Annotated in this window: 21 protein-coding genes; all 21 read left to right on the top strand. The window is 50.8% G+C overall.

The window, feature by feature from the left end; genetic code table 11:
• The first annotated feature begins 116 nt into the window (after positions 1–116).
• The 21 genes from nusG (at position 117) to Poly59_RS07220 (ending at position 22,246) form a co-directional block, all read left to right on the top strand.
• Positions 117–608, top strand: coding sequence for a transcription termination/antitermination protein NusG (nusG, locus tag Poly59_RS07320; protein ID WP_390621442.1), 492 nt, complete (start codon positions 117–119; stop codon positions 606–608).
• Between the two features lie 121 nt (positions 609–729).
• Positions 730–1,317, top strand: a complete 588-nt coding sequence (locus Poly59_RS07315) for a nucleotidyltransferase family protein (protein ID WP_146533457.1) — start codon at positions 730–732, stop codon at positions 1,315–1,317.
• A 485-nt stretch (positions 1,318–1,802) separates the two neighbouring features.
• Positions 1,803–2,573: a hypothetical protein gene (locus tag Poly59_RS07310; protein WP_186776080.1), complete on the top strand. Its 771-nt coding sequence runs from the start codon at positions 1,803–1,805 to the stop codon at positions 2,571–2,573.
• Between the two features lie 205 nt (positions 2,574–2,778).
• On the top strand, positions 2,779–2,988 hold the full coding sequence (locus Poly59_RS07305) for a hypothetical protein (RefSeq protein ID WP_246151462.1): 210 nt from the start codon (positions 2,779–2,781) through the stop codon (positions 2,986–2,988).
• Complete coding sequence (locus Poly59_RS07300) at positions 2,982–3,836, top strand: ABC transporter permease (protein ID WP_146533455.1); 855 nt, start codon at positions 2,982–2,984, stop codon at positions 3,834–3,836. The genes Poly59_RS07305 and Poly59_RS07300 overlap by 7 nt, the downstream gene beginning before the upstream one ends.
• A 69-nt stretch (positions 3,837–3,905) precedes the next feature.
• Positions 3,906–5,186, top strand: a complete 1,281-nt coding sequence (locus Poly59_RS07295) for an ABC transporter ATP-binding protein (protein WP_146533454.1) — start codon at positions 3,906–3,908, stop codon at positions 5,184–5,186.
• Positions 5,170–5,721, top strand: a complete 552-nt coding sequence (locus Poly59_RS30610; protein WP_146533453.1) for an acyltransferase — start codon at positions 5,170–5,172, stop codon at positions 5,719–5,721. Before Poly59_RS07295 ends, Poly59_RS30610 begins: the two co-directional genes overlap by 17 nt.
• A 25-nt stretch (positions 5,722–5,746) precedes the next feature.
• On the top strand, positions 5,747–6,478 hold the full coding sequence (locus Poly59_RS07285) for an FkbM family methyltransferase (protein ID WP_186776079.1): 732 nt from the start codon (positions 5,747–5,749) through the stop codon (positions 6,476–6,478).
• Positions 6,479–7,447, top strand: a complete 969-nt coding sequence (locus tag Poly59_RS07280; protein ID WP_146533451.1) for a class I SAM-dependent methyltransferase — start codon at positions 6,479–6,481, stop codon at positions 7,445–7,447.
• A gap of 6 nt (positions 7,448–7,453) precedes the next feature.
• On the top strand, positions 7,454–8,665 hold the full coding sequence (locus tag Poly59_RS07275) for a glycosyltransferase (protein WP_146533450.1): 1,212 nt from the start codon (positions 7,454–7,456) through the stop codon (positions 8,663–8,665).
• Between the two features lie 237 nt (positions 8,666–8,902).
• A complete protein-coding gene (locus tag Poly59_RS30605; RefSeq protein ID WP_222436057.1) occupies positions 8,903–9,271 on the top strand; it encodes an acyltransferase in 369 nt (122 codons plus the stop codon).
• 4 nt (positions 9,272–9,275) lie between these two features.
• Positions 9,276–10,208: a glycosyltransferase family 2 protein gene (locus tag Poly59_RS07265; RefSeq protein WP_146533448.1), complete on the top strand. Its 933-nt coding sequence runs from the start codon at positions 9,276–9,278 to the stop codon at positions 10,206–10,208.
• A 41-nt stretch (positions 10,209–10,249) separates the two neighbouring features.
• Complete coding sequence (locus Poly59_RS30530; RefSeq protein WP_315852568.1) at positions 10,250–10,786, top strand: acyltransferase; 537 nt, start codon at positions 10,250–10,252, stop codon at positions 10,784–10,786.
• A gap of 52 nt (positions 10,787–10,838) precedes the next feature.
• Entirely contained in the window at positions 10,839–11,720 is an 882-nt protein-coding gene (locus tag Poly59_RS07255; protein ID WP_146533446.1) for a glycosyltransferase family 2 protein, read from the top strand.
• 264 nt (positions 11,721–11,984) lie between these two features.
• Positions 11,985–13,130, top strand: a complete 1,146-nt coding sequence (locus Poly59_RS30600; protein ID WP_146533445.1) for an acyltransferase family protein — start codon at positions 11,985–11,987, stop codon at positions 13,128–13,130.
• Positions 13,131–13,342: 212 nt separating this feature from the next.
• Positions 13,343–14,356, top strand: a complete 1,014-nt coding sequence (locus Poly59_RS07245; protein ID WP_186776078.1) for a glycosyltransferase family 4 protein — start codon at positions 13,343–13,345, stop codon at positions 14,354–14,356.
• A gap of 63 nt (positions 14,357–14,419) precedes the next feature.
• On the top strand, positions 14,420–15,865 hold the full coding sequence (locus tag Poly59_RS07240) for an O-antigen polymerase (RefSeq protein ID WP_146533443.1): 1,446 nt from the start codon (positions 14,420–14,422) through the stop codon (positions 15,863–15,865).
• The gene (locus tag Poly59_RS07235) at positions 15,855–16,925 is read left to right on the top strand and encodes a glycosyltransferase family 4 protein (protein ID WP_186776077.1); all 1,071 of its coding nucleotides are present in this window, start codon (positions 15,855–15,857) and stop codon (positions 16,923–16,925) included. The genes Poly59_RS07240 and Poly59_RS07235 overlap by 11 nt, the downstream gene beginning before the upstream one ends.
• Positions 16,926–17,280: 355 nt before the next feature.
• Complete coding sequence (locus Poly59_RS07230; protein WP_146533441.1) at positions 17,281–18,429, top strand: glycosyltransferase; 1,149 nt, start codon at positions 17,281–17,283, stop codon at positions 18,427–18,429.
• Complete coding sequence (locus Poly59_RS07225) at positions 18,407–19,252, top strand: glycosyltransferase family 2 protein (protein WP_222436056.1); 846 nt, start codon at positions 18,407–18,409, stop codon at positions 19,250–19,252. Before Poly59_RS07230 ends, Poly59_RS07225 begins: the two co-directional genes overlap by 23 nt.
• A 420-nt stretch (positions 19,253–19,672) precedes the next feature.
• Positions 19,673–22,246 (top strand): polysaccharide biosynthesis tyrosine autokinase, encoded by a 2,574-nt coding sequence (locus tag Poly59_RS07220; protein ID WP_246151595.1) that lies wholly within the window; start codon positions 19,673–19,675, stop codon positions 22,244–22,246.
• Positions 22,247–22,875: the final 629 nt, after the last annotated feature.

The following is a 22,875-nucleotide window of genomic DNA, read 5'->3' as shown; positions in this document are numbered from 1 at the left end:
CCATTCCCATTCTGCCCCCCGAACCGGACTGCCACCCCGAACAACTGTTCGACGGCAACACGCTTGATTCCGAACGAGCGGAAACGGACGCACTGGCATCATGCGAGTGGTGGTTGGTGTACACCCGCAGTCGACAAGAGAAGCAATTGATGCGTCACTTGCGGAAGTTAGAAATTCCGCACTACGCCCCTCAAATTGCCAATCGCCGCCGCTCACCAGCCGGCCGAATTCGCATCACGTATCAGCCGCTATTCAGCAACTACGTCTTCATGTGTGGCGGCGAAGAAGCCCGCTACAAAGCCGTCTGCACCGGATGCGTCCAGCAAGCCGCCAAGATCGACGACACGCACCAATTCGTGTCCGACCTGCGACAGATCCACACGCTGATCGCGATGGACGTGCCGCTAACGATCGAAGACCGGATCCAGCCCGGCCAACAAGTCAGAGTCAAGAGCGGCGTCTTCGCCGGCTACGAAGGCACCGTCCTGCAAAGGACGCAAGAAACAAGGCTATTAGTAGCAGTCCGCTTCATGGAACGAGGAGTCAGCGTCAAACTAGACGACTGCCAACTAGAAGTCCTCACCCGCGAAGTAGAGAAGAATAGGTAGAAGAATAGGTAACAGGTAACAGGTTTTAGGTCACAGCAAGCAGGAAAACCCTAAACCCTAAACCCTAAACCCTGTCACCTGTCACCTAATTCCTGTCACCTAATTCCTATCACCTACATAAATGCCCACTGAGCTCAAGCCGTTTTCCTGGGAAAGGATGATCAGCGCCGTGGAAGCCGTTCGTGAAAGAGCCCTTCGAGCCACCAAAGCACTTCGAGAAGCAGGAGTCCCCCACGGTATTGCCGGTGGCAACGCCGTCGCCGCATGGGTCGCCCGGATCGATGAAGCCGCCGTGCGAAACACCCGCGATGTAGACATCCTGGTCCGCCGAGCCGACTTTGGCCGCATCCAGCTTGCCCTCGAATCGGTCGGCTTCCATTACCACCAAGTCATGGGCGTCGATTGTTTCATCGATGGCCCCAACGGCAGTCCCAGTGACGCGGTTCATCTGCTCTATGCCGCTGAAAAAGTCCGCCCCGAATACATCCTCCCCTCCGCCGACGTCACCGAAATCGAGCCCGCCGACGACTACGACATCGTCAGCCTCCCAGCGCTCCTGACGATGAAGCTGAATTCGTACCGGGATAAAGATCGAATGCACCTGCGAGACATGCTCAGCGTCGGCCTCATCGACGAAACCTGGCTGGAAAAGCTCCCCCCCCTCCACGCCGACCGACTGCAACAACTCATCAATGACCCCGACGGCTAGGAGGTCATGCAGTTTTTAAGTCATTGTTTCACAAGCGTTAACTTCACTCTCCCTCTGGGCATTGGTATCTACCCAAGTCTGACGAATTCAATTCACCCTTTTTTGGGAGGGTCGCGGAGGAGCTTGCGACGACGCGGGGAGGGTTATCTGGCAAGATGGGAGTATTGGTCCGTCGCGAATCCCCTTCCCGAAACCTCGTACCTCGGCTCCGACCCTCCCCAAGGCGGGTGAAGATTAGTTGTTTCAAAAGCGTTAACTTCACTCTCCCTCTGGGAGAATCGAGCCTAAGCGAGGAGAGGGCCCGGTGCTGTCATCTTCCCCTCACTGACGCTCAGGTTCTCCTGAAAAGGGGAGAAGTAAAACTGCACGACCGCAGAAGAGCAATCAGGGAACAGGTCACAGCCAACACGAAAAACCTGAAACCTGAAACCTGTCGCTTATTTACTGACGCCTGTCACCTGACGCCTGTCACCTCTTAAACTCCCTTGCTCACCCCACAAATCCGATCGCAGCTCATCCGCGAGCGAATGGAGACCAGGTATCCTGGCCAAACCGATTTCAGCCACGATGATCCCATTCCCGGCTCACCGATGGGACATGCCGCAGGCTATCGAATCGCATCCGACATCGTTCGCCATTATCGCCGCACTCATCGTCCCGAATCGATGTTCATCACTCCCGACGAATTGATTGAAACGATCGTTGCTGCGGGAGTGGATCGTTGGGTGTTGATGGGGCTGTACGGATACGTCGGCTACCTGCCGCAACCGCGAGCCACGCAGGACGTCGATGTCTTGATCGACAACGAACAAATCGATGCCGCACTGGCAGCCGTCCTAAAGCGGTGGCCAAGACTGGTGCCCGACAGCGGCCCGATCGTGATCCGTTTGCGTGATCCCGGTGAAATCGGAGTCGACGGTGAAGTCAAAGTGGTGATCGACCTGATGCGGCCGACCGATTCACTGTACGAAGCAATTTTGAGCCAACATCACATCACCGACAGCGACACCGGCCATCGGCTCCCCATCATCGAAGCCGCCCTAGCCGCCAAGTATTCCGCGATCGTCTCGCCATACCGACTCTTTGAACGCAAGCTGCAAGACGCGGTTGATTTTCGCAGTATTGCCAAAGGCAATCGTACCCGGATCGACCACGACATCGCCCACCAACTCGCCGAACTGATCTACCCCGGCGGCGGCCAAGAGATCCTCGAATTCATCAACCTAGCCCAAACCGACCAACCCTTCCCCGTTTGAAAAAAGAAATAGGTCATAGCAATCAGGTCACAGGTCACAGGCAAAACCTGTTACCTGTCACCTGTCACCTGTCACCTGTTACCTGTTGCCTGTTGCCTGTTGCCTGTTGCCTGTTGCCTGTTGCCTGTTGCCTGTCACCTGTCACCTGTTACCTACTGACGCCACCTGTCGCCTATTAACGCCACCTGTTACCTACCAAATCCCCGTGTCAAAACAAGTCAATCAAATCGCACTCGCTGAAAAACTAACCGCCGGCACCGCAACTGTCGGAGTCGTCGGGCTTGGCTACGTCGGTCTTCCGCTGGTGCTCGCTTATTCCTCTGCCAAGCACAGCACGATTGGTTTTGATATCGATGACACCAAGGTCGACGCGATCAACCGCAGTGAAAGCTACATCAAGCACATCACATGTTAGAGCAGACCGCCTCACCCGAATCACAGCCGCAGTACGAACTCGTTCTGGAAGCTGGCCTCGCCGAAAAGCACTATTGGGCAGACCTTTGGCGCTATCGTGAACTGTTCCAAGTGCTTGCTTGGCGCGACGTTTCGGTTCGCTATAAGCAAACCGTTATCGGCGTGCTATGGGCGTTCATTCGCCCTATGCTGACGATGATTGTATTTACAATCGTCTTCGGAAAAGTCGCTGGTTTACCTAGCGATGGGACGGCGCCGTACGCGCTGCTGGTTTTTGCGGGAATGTTGCCTTGGACCTTCTTCTCAACTGCATTGTCAGATGCTTCGAGCAGTCTGGTAGCAAACGCAAACTTGATCAGCAAAGTGTATTTCCCGCGACTGATCGTTCCGGCATCAACAGTTGTCGTTGCGTTCATTGATTTCTTGATCAGCTTTTCGTTGCTGGTGCTGATGATGGTCTGGTATCAGTGGTTGCCAGGGTGGCAAATTCTGTTGCTGCCGGTTTTTGTCGTGCTTGCGTTCTTCGCTAGCTTGGGGCCGGCTCTTTGGATCACAGCGCTGAACGTTAAGTATCGCGACTTTCGCTACATCATTCCGTTCATCGTGCAGTTCGGTTTGTATGTTTCGCCGGTCGGATTTAGCAGCAGTGTAATCCCCGAAAAATGGCGACTGCTCTACTCGCTCAACCCCGTCGTCGGAGTGATCGATGGATTCCGTTGGTGTATCTTAGGCGAGAGCACGATCTACTGGCCCGGTTTCGCTGGCAGCCTCACTGTCACCGCGTTCTTCTTGTGGTTCGGAATCCGCCAATTTCGGAAAATGGAGAAGTCGTTCGCTGACCTCATCTGACCGTACAATCCATCCGTTTGTTCGTTCTTTGCTTTCAAATTTTAACCTTTTCACTACAAACTTCACAGCTTGTCCTCACCAATCATCTCCGTCGAACAGCTTGGCAAGTCGTACCTTGTCGGGCATCAATCGCAATCCTCTGAGCGTTACACCACGCTTCGTGATGTGGTCAGCCGCAACTTTAAGAGTTTCGGCCGTAAATCGCTTGACATGGCGCGCGGCAAGCAAATTGTGCAAGGCGATGAAGTCGAAGAGTTTTGGGCGTTGAATGACGTTTCTTTTGATGTCAACGCAGGAGAAGTCGTGGGTGTCATCGGCCGTAACGGGGCGGGCAAAAGCACCCTTCTAAAAGTATTGAGTCGAATTACTGAACCGACACGCGGGCGAGTGAAGCTGCGAGGGCGTGTTGCAAGTTTGCTGGAAGTTGGCACTGGATTTCACCCTGAGCTGACGGGGCGTGAAAACATATTTCTCAACGGTGCAATTCTGGGAATGGCTCGGAGGGAAATACGAACGAAATTCGATGAAATTGTCGAGTTCTCAGAGGTCGAGAGATTTCTTGATACGCCAGTCAAACGCTACTCATCAGGAATGTATGTGCGTTTGGCGTTCGCAGTCGCAGCTCACCTTGATCCTGAAATCTTGGTCGTCGATGAAGTCTTGGCGGTGGGTGACATACAGTTTCAGAAAAAGTGCCTCGGCAAGATCGGAGAGGTAGCAAAAGGAGGGCGGACAGTGCTTTTCGTTAGTCACAATATGGGAGCAGTCTCCTCGCTTTGTGATAGGTGCGTCATGCTGCGTGCCGGCAGGGTAGAGTTGGCCGGACCTGTTCGTGACGTAATTTCCCATTACATGAACCCAGACAAGCAGACCGCATCGGATCAGAAAATCTTGCCGATGCAGCATCTTCGCGGTTCCCGAAACGCAGAGCTTTCCCGTGTCTCCTTGCGTAATTGTAGTGGTGAACCGCAGAATCAATTCGCAATCGGTGAGCCGATCAACTTGCATTTGCACTATTCCGCGAAGGCCGACATTAAGGCGACTGCCTGGCTGTCAATTGCAAGTGATCAAGGCGCGATTCCGGTGTGCAGCATCATGCGGGACAACAATGCACCAATTCAATTCGGCCGTGCTGGCAAAATTCTCGCACGGATTGATGGAATTCAATTGCTGCCAGGCACATACTCAATCTCCGCCGGCCTTTTTTCGTCAGGAAACGACATCGAAGACTGGTGTGAAGATATTGTTTCGTTCGATGTTCTTGACCACTTCGACGACGGAAGACCCTTTGACCATCGTTTCGGATTGCTTAGTTTTCGGTTGAATTGGGAACATGGCGAAGCGAGCTAGTTTTTTAAGACGTATTTCCAGCAGACTTGGACGCGCTTGGGGATGGAGCGCGACGACGCAGTGTAGTCGATTTTTGTGTGCGAAATTGCGTGAGTGGATGAGCATTGCTGAAGAATCAAATGCACGACGGAGCTTGGCGTCTTGTGGAAACGATGTCAGATTTTGGATGCCCGTTACCGTCGTGTGCCCGGAGAAGGTTTCGATGGGTGATTGCGTTTACCTCGCCTCCTACGTTCATATCTGGGGAGGTGGTGGCGTTGAAATCGGCAACAACGTAATGATTGGAACACACAGTTCTATCACGTCCATTACCCACGACTATCGTTCAGTAAAACCAATGACGGAGACAATTGTCTCGTCACCCGTGCGAATAGGAAACGATGTGTGGATTGGATCCAATGTCACTGTGTTGCCAGGTGTCACGATCAACGACGGTGCTGTCATTGGAGCTGGCGCTGTTGTAACACATGATGTTCTAGCGCGCACGATAGTTGTTGGTGTTCCGGCACGCAAGCTTCGTTCTCGCAATGCATAATGCGAAGTTTTTAGGACCACGCTACATGAGTCGCTTACTTAAATCTGCCGTCACTAAATATCTAGAAAAGAAGGGGCGCCGTCTGATTCGGATAAAAAATCGTGATTCAGGCTCCGGTTTTATACATCATTTACATCAACAGATGTCGATAGAGCTTCTTCTTGATGTTGGAGCTAATTCGGGACAAACCGGACTTGAATTTCGAGAAAATGGATTCAATGGTCGGATCATATCGTTCGAGCCACAGCCAAGCATATTTGATTTACTGCGCGCTACTGCCGCTGCCGATTCATCTTGGGATTGTCGTCGAGAGGGGCTAGGGGCAACTAGCGGCGAAATGGAAATGGAAATTTCGGGCTTTTCGCCAAGCAGTTCGCTGCTTCCGATTGCTGAAAAGCACATCGAAGTCTGGCCAAACAGCGCACCCATTGGCAGCGTCAGGATTCCAATTAGAACGCTTGATGAAATAATGGGAGAAATTAATGCTCCCAAGAATCGCATTTCCCTAAAGATTGACGTTCAGGGATACGAGTCTAGTGTTCTCGCGGGAGCGACCAAGACGCTATCGTGTGTTGATATTGCTCTTGTCGAGTTGCTTTTCGCACCATTGTACAAAGATCAGTCTAAGTACTACGAAGTGATTGGGCTACTCGAAGAGTCTGGGTTGCAATTTGCGGGATTCTTCAATCAGGCGGTAGACCCGAAGAGTGAAACCCTACTTTTTGCAGATGGTCTTTTCATACGGCCGAGGTTATGAATGCAAGAAATGATTCAAGAGGCTTTGGACGTAAACCATGATGAAAGCATGACGACCGCGAAAGTTGAGTTTTGCCCTGGCTGCAGCAGCTCGCACTTCCAGCCAGACGGGCCTGCTGGCTCTTCGTTCAAGGTTCGCGTTGGAAACGAGTCATTCGGCCAGCCGAGCTATGAGGCAATGCGCTGCAAAGAATGCGGGCTCGTCTTTAAGTCGCAGGTGCTGAACGCTTCCTCGCTTGATCGCTATTACAGAGTAGTCGATTTCAGCAAGTGGGAAATTGAAGGTCTGTTTCCGAATGAACGTCTTGTACTCGGCCACTTGAAAAATGCAAAAAGTGGCTCATTGGTACTGGATATAGGGTGTAGTTCGGGGCGTCTTTTATCGCGTGTAACCGACAAGCTCGAATGCTACGGTATCGAAATCAATCCAGCATCTGCCGAAAAGGCTGCGGCGAAGGGAATCACTATGGTCGAACCTGGAAGCCTTTCAATGAGCAACTTTACAGAAAAATTTTCGGTCGTTGTTTTGGTGGACGTTTTTGAGCACCTCGGTAACCCTAAGGGGCTTCTTTCCGAAGCAGCAAACTCGCTTTCGCGTGACGGAGAACTCATAATTTGCACCGGTGATGCTGATTCAACGCCAATGGTCAGGAATCTTGCGAACTCGTGGTATTTCAGGAATGTTGAACACTTAGTCATGATGACGCGTCGGTACGCAGATTACTTGGCCGATGCATTAGGGCTCGACTTAGTTTCGTACGAACCCTGCTCTCATTACGACACTCCGTTTCCGGATCGAATGCGACAAACGCTGCAGCGATTTGCGTATTGTCAATTCAGTAATAAAACATTTTTAAGTCGCACTGTATTGCGTTTTATTCCCTATCTTAGGCGTGCGAAGAACTGGACCGAGTTACCCGCATACACCTGCGGCCAGGATCATGTCATCGTTAGGTTCCGCAAGCAGTAGCTATTGATGACGTTACCTAAGTTACTTTACGTGGGCGATGTGCCTGTTGAGTGCTCCTATCACGGATCGGCGCTTCTCTATCGATTGTTGGAGGATTATCCGGCGGATCGATTGCATGTAATTGAGTGTGGAATCCAATCTGAAGACCGTCGCAGATTGGTTCATGGCAGTTATGCCTACATTCCCTATCCATTGCAGAGACTGAGGACCACGCGATTCACGACGTATTACTTATCTGTCCTTGCAGTGTACGCACAGTATCGACTCAAATCCGTGGTGCTCAAGACGATGCAGAACTGCAAGCCCGATGCCATTTTGACGGTCGGTCATGGGTTCTCTTGGATTGCTGCAGCGCAGTTGGCAGAGCAACTGGGAGTTCCGCTGCATTTCATAGTACATGATGATGTTCCAAGTACGATCGAATTAAGTTCACGGGCAAAGAGATTTTTTCAAGTTAGGTTTTCCCAGGTCTATCGTGATGCGGCTTCAAGGCTCTGTGTTTCGCCGTACATGGTAGATGAGTATCGAGAGCGATATTCTGCTAGTGGAGTGGTCCTGTATCCCGGGCGTTCAAAGCAGGTCTCAGCTATTACCTACCAGGAGCCACGGCCAAAGACCACGAGCACGCTCCGTTTCGCGTTTGCGGGATCGTTGAATTCCAAAGGATTCATCGATTCTCTTAATTCGCTTTGCGCTGTATTGGACGAGTTGTCAGTTAACGCGGAGATTCTAATGTACGGCCCGTTTACAAGCGAAGATGCCAAGAAATCCGGTTTTCAGTCTCCTCGTGCACGATTTCGTGGATTGGTTCCCGCAGCAGAGATTGTCGAGACTCTTCAACGTGAAGCCGATATCTTGTATTTGCCGATTTCCTTCTCAGATCAAGATCGGTGCAATATGGCAATCCATTTTCCAAGTAAGCTTACAGACTATTCTGCTACGGGGCTGCCGGTATTGGTGTTTGGGCCGGTGTACGCGTCGGCGATACGTTGGTGCCGTGATGCAAATTGTGGTGTATTAACTGCATCAGGCGATGTCGAGTTGCTTGAATGTGTGAAAAGGCTGAGTGACTGTGAGACGCGAGTGAAGTTGGGACGCATCACTTATGAAGTCGGAAGGCAAGCTTTCAGTCACACTGGAACGTCGCAAGTGTTGTTTAACCAACTCAACCGATTTAATAACCAATCTGAGTCTCAAAAAAAGAAACATTTGCACTGAATTCTAGTGTAAGTAAAGAGCTGTCAACGAATTCGACCGACAAATAGAAATGCAAGTGACGCTAATTCGACTATGAATGTTCGGAATTGGGCAAGAAAGCTCGGACGGCACGGGCGGCGCAGTTTTCTTATTCGAAACGGCGCCTCAATTGCTAGAGACTTGCAGTCTCAGGAGAAATTTTTTAGTGGTGACTGCACGTGCTTTGCTTGCGGACACGGGGCTTATATTGCATCTGGTGTGAAGATCAACGCTGCTCCTGCAAGCTCTCTGTCAATCGGAGACAAGTTTTATATTAATTATTTCGCGATAATTGACTGCCAGTTTAAGATTGTAATTGGCAATGATGTGAAGATTGGGCCGCATGTTTATCTAGGAGATTTTGATCACGTCCCGCGGACGGCTGAGACGCCTTCAGGAATTGGAAATTTTAAACGGATCGTGGTTGAAGATGGCGTTTGGATTGGAGCGAATTCAGTGATACTTAAAGGTGTTGCGATTGGTTCAAACTCAATCGTAGCCGCTGGTGCTGTCGTAACAAAGGACGTGCCACCTAATACGGTTGTAGCTGGCGTTCCAGCCAGGGAAATCAAAAGCTTGAAGCGTTAATTTCATGGAAAACGAAATCTCTGACCGAAACGACTGGTCCGGCGGACCTATGTTTAGCGTCGTGATACCGGCCTACAATCGCGTTTGCTTGCTGCGGGAAGCGATAGAATCAGTCAATTCGCAGTTGTTTTCTGATTACGAAATCATAGTTGTCGATGATGGATCGACAGACGGAACATCGGCGTTCCTTGATCAGATCAGTGGCAGCATCACTGTTATTCGTCAGTTGAACGCAGGTCCGAGCACTGCCAGAAATACGGGTGCGATGGCAGCAAAGGGAAAGTATTTGGCTTTTCTGGACAGCGACGATCTTTGGTTTCCGTGGACGCTTGGAGTGTTTGCTCATGTAGCTAGACAGCGTAAGAATATTTCTTGCATTTGCGGCAGTTGTTACGACGAATCGGTGAAATCTGAAATGCCTGAATTCTTGTCACCGCGGCCGAAAATTTACGATTGCTATCTGCTTGCGGCAATTGAGGGCCGGTTTGCGGGAGCCGGAATGATTGCAGTTAGGCGTGACGCCTTTATAGATGTTGGTGGCTTTGACATTTCCGTAAGGAACGGAGAGGATCATGATTTTTTGTTGCGGCTCGGAGAGAAGGAAGGGTTTGCAATAGTTAGCCGCCCTTTTACGCTGACAAGGAGACTGCAACCTGACAGTCTGACTGAGAACACTGGTCACGCAATCACGGGCATAATGCGATTGATTGTTAACGAAAAGCAGGGTGTTTATCCAGGGGGGAGGGGGAAGGCTAAGAACCGAATGTTTATCATCTCGCAACACGCACGCTCGTTAGCAGTGATGCTGTTGTGTGAGCGAAACTTTCGTGATGCGTTTCGAATCTATTCTTCTACCTTTCGCTGGCACGTTAGTCTCCGGCGGTTTCGGTTTTTAGTCGGTTTTCCGATGCAGTTAATTGTCAAAACCCTGCGATGACTTCCACGCCACTGCGATTATTGCGAGCATCTGTCCTTAAGATGTCGCTTCGTGTTGTTAGCGGTGCCATGTCGAGGCTGCGGAACATCTGGTATCGCTTGCTGGGAGTTCGTATTTCCGGTTATGTATGGATGAAATCGATATCTATTCCTCGCAATTTTTCTGCGATAACGTTGCACGCTGGCGCTAGCCTTGATGATGGTGTCGTGCTTTTGGCAAACGGAGATGCGGGTGCTGAACAAATTGTGATTCACAGTGCATATATCAATCGTTACACTATGATCGACGCTCACCAGAAAATTGAGATTTGTAGCGGGTGCATGATCGGTCCTCATTGTTACATAACCGACTCGGACCATAGTACAGCGGAACGCACTGGTGTTGGTTCGCAACTCATGCTCTCAAAGCCTGTTACAATTGAGGATAACGCGTGGATTGGTGCAGGGGTAATCATACTGAAGGGCGTGACGATCGGCACTGGCGCAGTTGTTGGGGCTGGGGCGGTTGTTTCGAAGTCCGTGGCTCCGTGGACCGTTGTAGCCGGCATTCCGGCCAAGACAATTCGAGGTCGCGAATAAAGGATATTATGGTTGTGCTGTATTCTCGCCGAACTGCTAGTGAACCTTGCCGATGGCTTTAGCAACTGTTGTCATCGCAAGCAGAAACCGAAAGGATGAGCTGCTTTGCGCTTTGAAGTCCTGTGTTTCTCAGACAACGCTGCCAGAGATTATCGTTGTTGATGACGGTTCGAGCGATGGAACAAGTGAAAGCGTTCGCCAGTTCTTTCCAAAAGTTCGTTTAATTCGACACGAACGGTCTGTTGGGTATATTTCTAGTCGTAATGAGGGAGCTCTCGCAGCGTCCGGCGAGTACGTATTTTCGATTGATGATGACGCAGAGTTTTCAGCTAGGGATACGATCGCGGAAACACTTGCCGATTTTACGGAAGAGTGTATTGGTGCTGTCGCGATACCCTATGTAGAGCCTGCGTATTCTGATGAAGTGCGCCAATTCTCACCGACCCAAACCGAGGCGATGATAACAAATACTTTCAAGGGGACCGCTTACGCAGTAGATCGAAAGCTCTTCCTAAAGCTTGGCGGCTTTCGTGACAGTTTGCTACACCAGGGAGAGGAATCGGACTATTGCATCAGAATGCTAGAACAAGGGTATTATGTTCGTCTGGGCACAGCGGCCCCAATTACGCACAATGAGTCCCCGAAACGAAACAGTGTTAGAATGGATTATTATGGGGTGCGAAATGCGATTCTGTTTATCTGGCAAAACGTTCCAGCATCGATGTTCGTTCCCTTCCTCTTCGGGACCACCATACGTTGCATGACCTGGACCGGCCGCCCGCGACGAATTTTCGTTCGTGCATTGGGGGTTTTAGGCGGGTTATTTGAATTCTTGAGATCATCCCGTGAACCAGTTTCAAATACGACTTTTTGTCTTTTTCGGGAGCTTCGTAAGAAGCCGAAATCACTTAGAGAGTTAAAGAATCTAAAATAGATGTTTTTTGTTGTTTTGGAAGAGTAATTGAAGGTTGATTGTGTTCCGTCAGTTCGTTCGCTGTTTTGCGTGATCTATCAATGTTCGGTGTTATTGCAAGGCCTCCGAGACAGTTCGGGTGTAGTGTTTCGTTGCCTTCGAAATACTTTGCCTTAGTCTCTAAACTTTAGAAGGACGTTGTAACCCGATGGTTTTTGAAATGGAACGACTCTGTGAAGATGCTTTGTGTTAGAAGCGTCGGATAGTCATAAACCAAACCTTGCAATGCTTGATGCGCTACGGGGATTTCTTGCACTATACGTGTTGTTGGGGCATTCAAGATGGCTGCTGTGGGCGGGGCATTCTAGTTGGATCAACGTTAAGCACTCCTGGTGGCAAGACGTGCTCGCCTACTCGTCGGCGGCATTCCGCTATGGGCATGAAGCCGTTTGGGTGTTTTTTGCCTTGAGCGGTTTTTTTATCCATTTGCGATTCGCATCTAAGTTAAAACTCGAAACAAATTCGAACTCGCTCGATGTCAAGAGGTATTTTCGTCGTCGAACGCTCCGCATCCTTCCCCCATACGCGATGGCGTTATTTGCTACTTTGTTACTTGATGTTTTCGGGAGACACTTTTTCGAATCACTCTATCTGGCCAGTACAGAGGACGCGTTCATCAATAGGCTTTTCGCGTTCAAAACCTACGATAAAGAATCTGTCTTTTCTGCGTTCTTGCTCCTGCCCTCATCAACGGGAAAAGACTTTGGAACCAACGGGCCACTTTGGTCCATTGCCTATGAGGTTGTGTACTATATCGCGTATCCATGCTGGCTAATTGTTCGAAGGATCAATTGGATTGTTGCGTTCGGAGTAATTCCGCTCGGCATTCTATTGCTGGTCCCTGTGGCAGAAATGTTATTGCCAGCGTTTTCTTATTTAGGTTTCGCGTCTCAGGTCCTTTTGAAATATCCCGTTTGGCTCGCTGGAGCTGGGCTCGCCGAATTGGTGATGCGATTCGGATCTAAGACGGCTCTTCGCCTAGCAGTAGGTTGCACGGCGTTATCGTCTGCGTTTTATTTGGTGACTCGTCTGCCCACTGCGTCCGCGTTGGTTGTGAGTTGCCTGTGTGCATCCGTTATCGCGCTTGCATGCGCCAGTAGTCCTCGTATTAATGCAGTCGGTATTACGACGTTTTTTCGATACATGGGTATACGGTCTTATAGTATCTATATTTTTCACTTTCCTTTGCTGAGTCTCATTTCTGCATACCTGTTCGCGGAATTTGGAGGGCGTCCGCAGTCTGGCTGGATGGCGTTTTGGGGAAGTGTAGCTGCAGTTGTTTACGGATGTACTTGCTATGAGTTTTGCGAACGTTGGTTCCTGCATCGCAATTGTCGTATCTCGCCTCCTGAACTTAGGGGCAAACCATGACAAGTAAGTGGATTGTCTGTCAGTTGGGCGCACGGGAGAACTATGCCCTCGCGAGAGGTTTTGCAAGGCGTTCCCAGCTTCAGTTGCTGATAACGGACACTTGGTTGAGGCGCGGAATCAGGATTCCGCGATCGGTTTTGGCGAATCGGCTTGCGGGGCGTTTTCATTCCGAGCTTGTCGGGGAACGAATCTCGCACGCAAATATCAGATCGATGCTTCATGAGATAGGCTGGCGTTCACCTTTGGGCTCAAAAGGTTGGGACCAAATTCTGCAACGAAACGAATGGTTCAGTAAGTTCGCTGCAAGCCAACTCAAGAAACATCTTGCCACTTCAGATGCGCGTCCAATTGTTTTTAGCTATGCGTACACGGCAAAAGCGGTGTTTGAGGTGGCAAAGCGTGCAGGTTGTAGGTGTGTGCTTGGTCAAATTGACCCAGGTTTGGCACATGACGTCCTCGTTGCGAATGCATACAAAGCAAATCCACATTGGAAACCGAGACGGCAGGTCCCGTCACGGTATTGGGTTGATTGGCATTCAGAGTGCTTGTTGGCCGATACGATTGTTGTTAACTCAAATTGGTCGCGTGACTCATTAATCAGGGAAGGAGTCAAGCCAGGGAAAATCGTTGTCGTTCCTGTCGCGTACGAATCCAGTAGTACGGATCCGGATCTGGAAACATTTGTCGGTGATGATTCCGAAGTCAAGAACACTGGCGGATTCTGCGTTTTAAGGCCACTACGTGTTTTGGTAATTGGACGAGCTACCTTGGAAAAGGGGATTGAAAACGTGGTTGCCGCTGCGAATTTACTTCGACACAAGCCTTTAGTTTTTGACGTCGTCGGGGACCATTCAAATGTGCCTGAAGAGCATCGAAACATTGCCAATATTAATTGGCACGGAAATGTGCCACGGAACGAGGTTGGCAAGTGGTATAGGAATGCCGACTTGATGGTGTTTCCGACGCTTAGCGACGGTTTTGGTATTACTCAACTTGAGGCGCAATTTCACCATCTACCAATTGTTGTGTCGAAAAATTGCGGTGACGTGGTTATCGAAAACGTGAACGGCCGCCGTCTATTAAGCAATTCAGCTGAGTTCTTAGTCGAAACGCTTCTGGACTGTCTGGCAAATCCTTCTTTAGTGTCCGAGTGGACAGCTAATTCATATGTCCGAGAAGTGTTTTCGATTGACCAAGTGGCTAGCAGAATGTGTGAGATGAGGTAATGAAACCGAACAACCTCAGTTTCGTTTGGCCACGCAACAGTACAACCACGGCAGGATTTTCACGTGCAAACAAATGAGATCCCGTTGGCCATCGTTTGGCGGACGAATCCATTGCTGGGCCTTTTTGCGATTGTCGCGTCATTTGTCATCGCCATATCAATGGTCCCGCTCGATTGTCAAGTTGCAGGTGCGATGCGATTGCCAGCTATCGTTTTCTCGATCGGCCTGTTGATATCTCAGTTCACAAGCGTTCTCGCTGCTCCCAAATCAGCTTTTCATGCGTTAAATGTTGTAGCTGCTGCACCGGTTTATTGGTTGCTGCTGGACATGGTCCAAGGCGCATATCCGCTTCCCGGAATTGATCCTGAAACTACAGTGCACTCGCTTGGAGCGATTGGATTGTTTTCTAGTGGCGTTTGGCTTGGCGGGCTGTTGTCTCCTATGCGATTTCCGGTCCGGATGCGTGCAGGGCTCGAGATTCAGTTATCCGCAAAGCAACTACTTGTGTTGATCTGGATTGCATTCTTCCTGGCCCTCCTCCGTTTTGCTATCCCGGCGAAATTCGATTTCGAGGCTATTGTTGGTGCGTTTGGGGGGAGCAGATGGGAAGCGCCTTGGGCTCGTGGGGCAATGGGCGGTTGGGACGCGTTTCTCGATCATTTCGCCTATTTTGGTTACGTATTGCCTGTGCTGACAACATTGCTGGCGCGGAAAATAGGCTGGTTGAACCGCCGAGCATTTACTGCGATCTGTTTGACTGGGGTTATAGCGTCGCTTCTTTCCATAGGTGGTGGGCGCCGAGTGATCGGTGTTCTAGTCGGATCAGGAATGGTCGTATGGTTTCTCTCAAATCCCCTGCCTCGTTTTCGTTCGGTACTGGTCGTTGGTTTCGTATTCACGATCCTTCTACTAGTTATGCAAGTGATATTGCTCTATCGAAATGACGGGCTTTCACGGATCTTATCTGGGGACATTGGAGATAGGATGGCCCAGCGGCAGTATTTGCATGTCGACGATAATTTCTTGCGGCTTTCTCAACTCACGGTAATTATTCCAGCGCAACACCCGCACGTGACTTGGCGTTGGTTAATTTGGGTCGGGTCGCGTCCGGTGCCACGTGTATTGTGGCCCGGGAAACCAATTGATCCAGGATTTAGCTTGCCAGAATTTTTAGGTGCAAAAGGTGTTTCGTATTCATCATCGATAGTTGGCGAACTTTACTTGGCGTTTGGGTTTCCTGGGTGTCTTTTTGGGGGAGTTGTCTTGGGGCGTTGCGGGCGGAGTCTCGCATACATGCTGGAAAGAAATTCGAGTACAGGTGGGTTCATCGTCTATGGAATCGGGACACTTGCATTGTTTGCTGGCGTCCGGTCAGGTATCGATTTGATCTTAATGAGCTACGGGATTGTTGGCTGGTTTATTGTGGTTGGGATTTATCGGAAACTTTTCGTGCATGAAAGTAATGGGTTGGTGCATGCGGATTTGAGGGATGGAACGCGTGTATACTGAAAAACATTGCGTTGTAGAATCGCCCGCTCGCCCACGTGTTACGTTTGTTTGGAATGAAGTGAACGCTTATATGGCGGCTTGCTGGTGCCAATTGCAAAATACATGTGAACTCAGTATCGTTTCTTATCCGACAAAACGCCCTTACGACAACAATGTTGTCGCAGCAGTAAACAATCACACGCTTTTGGCTGATAGCAGTTTCGAAACGCTTCGGAGTGCTGTGTTAGCTGGCAAACCCGATATTTTAGTCATTTGTGGCTGGGGCAAGCGAACCTATCGTAAGCTCGCGAGGGAAAGAGAATTGGCGGACGCTCGCCTTGTTCTGGTTATTGATACGCCATGGCGTGACACGTGGAGTCAGCGATTAGGGAGTCTCCTTCTGAATCGCTTTTGCAATCAGTTCTTAGCTGTCGTGATTGCAAGTGATCGCGGGCAAATATATTCAAAACGCTTAGGGTTTAATGCGTCACAAACGATGACTGGGATGTACGGGATTGACTACAAATCATTTCGCGCAGGGGGAGAGCATCGTCCGAATCCTTGGCCGAAATCGTTCGCGTATATTGGTCGCTACGCTTCCGAAAAGGGAATCAATGAACTTGTTGATGGATACAAGTTGTATCGCGAAATGCTAACTGATCCATGGCCTCTGGATTGTTATGGATCCGGTCCTCTTGCGTCACTTTTACGAGTTCCTGGCATTGTTGATCATGGTTTTGTCCAGCCCAACGATCTACCGAATAAACTAGCTCATGCTGGAGCATTTGTTCTGCCAAGCCGCTACGAACCCTGGGGGGCCGTGATTGCTGAAGCGGCGGCGTCAGGATTACCAATAATTACCACTAGCTCATGTGGGGCTTCAGTCGACCTCGTTCACCACTGTTTTAATGGGTATGTTTGTGCATCCGAAGGGCGGTCTATCTGCGATGCATTTATCTGGGTCCACCGAAACTATGGTGGCTTGCAATCCATGGGAAGAAGCAGCCAGCGTTTTGCAGAAGCGTACTCTGCAGAAGCGTGGGCCTCTCGCTGGACTGAGTTGTTTTACCGTATTAGTTGAGAGACGTTGCCTGAAGCCTCGGCTTAGATATTGAAAACCGGACTTGTGTCAATTAACCTTCGTGGCGTTTTTCTGCGCGTTATGTAACGCGATGTAGAATCACGATTGAGTGTTGACCTACTTATTATAAGCTCTTCGCGGAAGGGTTTTATTGCCGGTTTAGTAGTGTAAATGGAAATGTCGAATCGCGGTTCGTAAATTGTCGATGCGAATTTGAGCAGGACTTTTCGCAATAATTGCTCGGATTTCCATAGGCAAGAAATGGCGGTCAGATCTCGCAATACTTAAGTCAGTTTCTTTTTTCTCAGCTATCTACTGTTTAGACTCGGTTGTTTGCTGATACTTGTTAAAACGCATGCCAGACAAAACCTTAAGAGTCGTCCAGACGATCGCTAGCACGCGCTGGGATCATGGCGGCACTTCTCGCAGCGTACCTGCGATTTGTGATGCTCTCGTTCACGCGGGGGTCGATAACCATTTGGTGGTTGGGGTTTCCGCGGATCCAACCGTGCAAAGTAATTTCCCGGCGGACTTATCCAGGGTTCACAGTGCAAGTGAGTCAACGTGGATTCGGCAGTGGGGAATCCCCAAAATGTTTGCCCAGCATCTTGCCCGGCTAAGTGAAGGGTTCCATCGGCCGGTGATCCACGACCATGGCGTTTGGCTCGCATCTAATCATGCGGTCGCCCTGTTTTGTCAACGGCATAGCATGGTCCGTGTGGTCAGTCCTCGCGGAATGTTGGGCACCTGGGCAATGAACTTTGGAAGTTCGAAAAAGAGGCTCGCTTGGCTTGCCTTCCAAAAAAAAGATCTGAAGTCGGCGACTGCTTTTCACGTCACCTCGCAACTGGAATTGGACGAAGTGCGAGCGTTGGGATTTAAACAGCCAGCCTGCGTGATTCCCAATGCCGTCACTGTTCCTAATGATCTTCCTGTTCGTCGGTCAGGTGATCATCGGCCAGATCGGCAACGCACGGCTTTGTTTCTGTCGCGGATTCACCCCAAGAAAGGCTTGATTAACCTGGTGCATGCTTGGCATCACGCCAGTGTGCCTGCGAACTGGCGACTATCGATTGTTGGCCCTGATGAAAATGGGCATCAATTCGAAGTCCAGCGTGAAATTGATCGACTTGGTTTAAATCAGAAAATCTCGTTTGACGGCGAGATCGAGGACGGTCATAAATGGGCCGTGTACCAGTCCGCGGACCTGTTTGTGCTCCCCTCGTTCAGCGAGAATTTTGGGATCGTTGTTGCCGAGGCGATGGTTAGTGGATTGCCAGTGATAGCGACCACAGCGACGCCTTGGCAATGCTTGAGGGATCATCAAATGGGTTGGTGGGTGGCACCGGAGATCGATGCGTTAGCTAACTCACTTTCGCAAGCTTGTACATTGAGCGACCAAGACCGATTTAATATGGGCCAGCGGGGTTCTGATTATGCCCGGCGTGAATTTACATGGCGCAATGCAGCGGAGCAAATGAGTGACTTCTACAACAGCCTGTAGCGGCTTGTCTCCAGGAGCGTCGGAGTCTGGCGTTTCGAGTCAGATTTCGCTAGCTGACATAACTCCAGTAATTCTTACTTATAACGAAGAGGCTAACCTCGAGCGAACACTTCAAGGACTGTCTTGGGCGAGGAGTATCTTGTTAGTTGACAGTTTCAGTACGGATGAAACTCTCAAGATCGCGGCGCGTTTCAAAAACGTTCATGTTGTCCAACGGATTTTTGATCACTTCGCAGGCCAGTGCAACTTTGGTATTTCGCAAGTTAAAACCAAATGGGTATTGTCGTTAGACGCAGATTACAATTGTAGTACCGAGCTCGCCGATGAAATCAGTCATCTTGATTCGCAGATGGCTGGTTTCCGTGCATCCTTTAAGTATTGTGTTTTTGGCAAGCCATTGCGGGCGACCCTCTATCCTCCGCGAACTGTTCTCTACCGAACTGAACTGGCACACTATGTGCGAGATGGGCACGCGCATCGAGTGCACGTTAGTGGCGAACTTGGAAAAATCTCGAGTCATATTCACCATGACGATCGAAAGCCGATTGCATCCTGGTTTGGCGCTCAAGCAAAGTATGCGTTTCTAGAGGCCGAAAAGATCAATTCATCACCCGCCTCAGACTTGAGTTGGAAGGATTGGTTGCGAACAAAAATCGTCATCGCGCCTTTTGTCGTTCTGTTCTATTGCCTGGTGTATCGCATGTTGATCTTGGATGGTTGGCGGGGGATCTACTACTCGGTCCAACGGTTTTACGCCGAACTGCTGCTTTCACTTGTCCTGCTGGACCAAAAGGTCCGGCGAATGGTCGATGATTCGCATTGATCGATTTGATTTTTCGGCCATTGCGACGATTTCGCCAATTCACGATCAAATTCAGTGCAGTTGGGATCGTCTACCGACAGCTGTGCTTCGTGTCGGGTAGTTCCTCCAAATTCATATCGGCTTTCCTCGAAAATTGACGTCTCGCTTCATCTGGGAGACGAGTTTGGCGCGAGAAGAGCGGCGCAGCGTAGCGGTACGCTTGGTGCACCTTCTCGGATAAGAAACTAGGCGAAAGGTGGCGTTTTTCGCTTTGGGTTCGTTTTTCCGGTTGAGAAGAGATTTTTTCCGTTTCTTTGCCTCACTCTTTTTCTGATTTCAATAAATTTGTGATAATCTAGACGCTTTGGCTGAACAGACGTCCAATCGCTTAGGTGCGTCACTGTCACCAAATCGCTCAATGAAGACACTTCTCCCGTGCACATGAATCAAATGCAATCGCAAGACGAGACGCGTTCTCCTGACTTGGCGGATAGACGCGGTCGAGAAATGGCTGCGTCGCCCGTGGGTGGCGGTCATTTGGACTATGCCAAAGTGGCTTGGAATGCTCGATACTTGCTTGCGCTTGGGACGCTGATCGGACTCGCGGTTGGATATTTTCACTTCACGCGTCAACCGGCAATGTACCGCTCGGCGGCTCAGGTCCAGATCGTTGAATCCTTGGCCCGAAACCTGCCGGTTGACGGGCTTGATACGGGCCTAAAGGGGCGAAATTTAGGTGACGAAGCGATCGTCATGCGCAGCGAGCAAATTTTGCGCCGTGCCGCCGAGCTTGGCGAGCTTTCCACGGCTCCGGAATTTGCTGGCATGGCGCCCGAGCAGATTGCTGCGGCAATTGGCGATGCGAGCCTATCGATTGGATCGGCCGGTAGCTCGATCGGCTCGAGTGTGTTTCAGATTCAGTTCAATAGTACTTCGCCATCGACATCGCAGCGGGTCGTTCAGGCGGTTACGGATGCCTATGCGAGTCATTTGAAAGAGCAGTTCCGCAACGTGGGGCAAGAAACCATCGATTTGATTCAGACGGCTCGAAATGACGTCCTGGCAAAGCTGGATACGCTTGAAGGTGAGTTCAGTGACTTCAAGAAGTCTTCCGGACTGATTTATCGCGGCAACGATACGACCAGCATCCACCGTGACAATGCGGATCGTTTCATGGCTCAGCGGCAAGATCTGCTGATTCAAAAGGCCAAGCTTTCGTCTTTGCTGTCCTCCACTCGCAAGGCGATGGAAGAGGAACAGCCCTACGAAGCGATCTTGATGGCGCTTAATAGTAGCTTTCAGGCGACGGACGATGCGGCCGCCGACTTCACACGGTCGATGTCGCCGGAACAAAAATGGGAACTTGAAAAGATCCGCAGCAAGCCGTTGTTGAACGCTGGCGAACGGATGCGGCAGGAAAGCCTGTTACCGCTTCAACTGGAACGCGAATCGCTGGTGGATACGGTCGGTCGCGATCACCCGGCGATCGACACGATCAACAAACGAATTGCGCTGATTGAAAAGACGATCGAAAAAGTTGAGGAAAACGAGAAACGGCTCAACGCCGAACTGGATGAAGCGATGAAGGCCGCCGCGGCCGAGGCGTCTAGTTTTCAAAACCCAGATGAGGATCTTGAGCCGCGAAATCGGGCGATGGAACAAGTGCGATTTGCCGTCGGGGCGCTTCGTCAAGAAATGGACGCTCTCGATTCGGAACTGACGGTGGTTTCCGACGCCTACGAAGCTGAAATGACTCAGGCTCGCGCCGAAAGTGATAGTGAAATTCGATCGGCACAGTTTGTTCGTGAAATTGATCGGCAACAACAACTCTATGATCGCATTGTCGCTCGCTTGGACGAAGTCAATTTGATGTCGGGCGGCGATGGCTTGAAAGTCTTCCCGCTCAATACCGCCAAGCTGGGCTACCAGTTTGCGCCATCGATGCCGAAGTCGTTGATTTTGGGTGGGCTGCTGGGCGGCATGCTTGCCTTTGGGTTGGCCTTGCTGCGGGAAATGTCGGATCGGTCCTACCACAGTGCTCGTGACATTGCCGAACACACTCGGTTGCCGATCATTGGGCATGTGCCGGTTCTGAAACCACACAAGGTCGAACCCGGTGAGGTGGGCGAACATCTGGATTCGCGGTTGGTCACGTTCTTTAGTGGTAAGGGGCAAAAGGCCGAAGCGTTTCGGGCGATTCGGACGGCGATCTACTTCAGCAATCAATCCGGCAACAACCAAGTGTTGCAAATGACCAGCTCGACACCGTCGGACGGCAAGTCGACCATTGCCGCCAACGTCGCCGTTGCGATCGCTCAATCCGGCCGCCGGGTGCTGTTGATGGACGGTGACCTGCGACGGCCTCGCGTGGGCAAGGTCATGGGCATTGAAAATGACAAGGGAACCGCTTGGGCGATTGAGCAGTGCGAAGCGGATGCGGCGGGTTTGGATGACCGGATTCAGGCGGCGATCACACGGTCGGTGGTGGCGAACTTGTCGGTGATGACGGCCGGCGAACGGCCGGACAACCCATCGGAATTGTTGTCGTCACCGAACTTCGATCGGTTGCTGAATTTGCTTCGCAAGCAATACGACATGATCATTGTCGATACGCCGCCGCTGCTGGCGGTGAGTGATCCGGCCAACTTAGCGTCGCGTGTGGATGGTGTGATTTTGGTGGTTCGATTGCGCAAGAACATCAAGCCAGCGGTTGCTCAGGCGACACGGATGTTGGAAACGCTCGACGCCAACGTGCTGGGGATCGTCGTCAACGGTGTCGGCAGCCGAGCCGCTCGCGGGTACGGGAAGTCCAGCGAAGCGGAAGGCAATTACAACTACGGTTCGTCCTATCAGTATGGGTACGGATACTCGTACGGTTATTCGTACGGCTATCGCGAAAACAATTCCTATTACGAAGAAGACGATAAGAAAAAAGGCAAGGATCGGAAGAAGGCGCAACAGATTCGCAAGGCTGCTGTTGTTGCGCCACCAACATCACCTGCGGACGACGTCTAGCGGTCGGTCGGGGAGACCGCCGCTAGTTTTTAAAAATGGCGTTTTCGCGTCGCCCGCTTGCGGAAGAAGGACGTGTAGGTTTTTCGGTGTTGCTTGGCAACTGCTCAATTCACCTCCCTGCGGGGAGGTCGGACGCTGTAGCGGCCGGGTGGGGCTTTGATGCGCGGATGCCCTCTCCTCGCTGACGCTCGACTCTCCCGGAGGGCATTGGTATCTACACAAGTTTTCTTCACCCTCCTTGGGGAGGGTCGAAGCCGAGGCATTAGCTTTCGGGGAGAGGAAAGTTTCGGGGAGGGGATTCGCGACCGACGAATACAGCCCATCCTGCCAGACGCCCCTCCCCGCGTCGTCGCAAGCTCCTCCGCGACCCTCCCAAGGGAGGGTGAATTGAATTGGTCAGATTTGTATAGATACCAATACCCGGAGGGAGAGTGAAGTTAGCGCACGTGAAATGGAGGGGTGAATAGGCGATCCGCATCAAGTCGAAGAGAGGTGATGGAATTAGTGTGCGATTAGCGAAGATGAGTGTTCCAGTTGGTAGCATTTTGGGAACACTCATCTTCGCTAATCAAACACTAATTTCAGTGGACCGAGGGCAAATGGTCTTCATTTGATGCCTATGGGCGTGA

The organism is Rubripirellula reticaptiva, from assembly GCF_007860175.1.
Taxonomy (GTDB): Bacteria; Planctomycetota; Planctomycetia; order Pirellulales; family Pirellulaceae; genus Rubripirellula; species Rubripirellula reticaptiva.
Note: the sequence above shows the minus strand (reverse complement) of the source record. Positions and strands in the feature narration are given on the sequence as shown.

Bases quoted from the DNA above. Each gene is read 5' to 3' on its own strand.
- Poly59_RS07280 (WP_146533451.1), top strand. From the start codon at position 6,479: ATGCAAGAAATGATTCAAGAGGCTTTGGACGTAAACCATGATGAAAGC.
- Poly59_RS07275 (WP_146533450.1), top strand. From the start codon at position 7,454: ATGACGTTACCTAAGTTACTTTACGTGGGCGATGTGCCTGTTGAGTGC.
- Poly59_RS07245 (WP_186776078.1), top strand. From the start codon at position 13,343: ATGCTTCATGAGATAGGCTGGCGTTCACCTTTGGGCTCAAAAGGTTGG.
- Poly59_RS07315 (WP_146533457.1), top strand. From the start codon at position 730: ATGCCCACTGAGCTCAAGCCGTTTTCCTGGGAAAGGATGATCAGCGCC.
- Poly59_RS30600 (WP_146533445.1), top strand. From the start codon at position 11,985: ATGCTTGATGCGCTACGGGGATTTCTTGCACTATACGTGTTGTTGGGG.
- Poly59_RS07265 (WP_146533448.1), top strand. From the start codon at position 9,276: ATGGAAAACGAAATCTCTGACCGAAACGACTGGTCCGGCGGACCTATG.
- Poly59_RS07285 (WP_186776079.1), top strand. From the start codon at position 5,747: ATGAGTCGCTTACTTAAATCTGCCGTCACTAAATATCTAGAAAAGAAG.
- Poly59_RS07230 (WP_146533441.1), top strand. From the start codon at position 17,281: ATGCCAGACAAAACCTTAAGAGTCGTCCAGACGATCGCTAGCACGCGC.
- Poly59_RS07220 (WP_246151595.1), top strand. From the start codon at position 19,673: ATGAATCAAATGCAATCGCAAGACGAGACGCGTTCTCCTGACTTGGCG.
- Poly59_RS07300 (WP_146533455.1), top strand. From the start codon at position 2,982: ATGTTAGAGCAGACCGCCTCACCCGAATCACAGCCGCAGTACGAACTC.
- Poly59_RS30530 (WP_315852568.1), top strand. From the start codon at position 10,250: ATGTCGCTTCGTGTTGTTAGCGGTGCCATGTCGAGGCTGCGGAACATC.
- Poly59_RS30610 (WP_146533453.1), top strand. From the start codon at position 5,170: ATGGCGAAGCGAGCTAGTTTTTTAAGACGTATTTCCAGCAGACTTGGA.
- Poly59_RS07255 (WP_146533446.1), top strand. From the start codon at position 10,839: ATGGCTTTAGCAACTGTTGTCATCGCAAGCAGAAACCGAAAGGATGAG.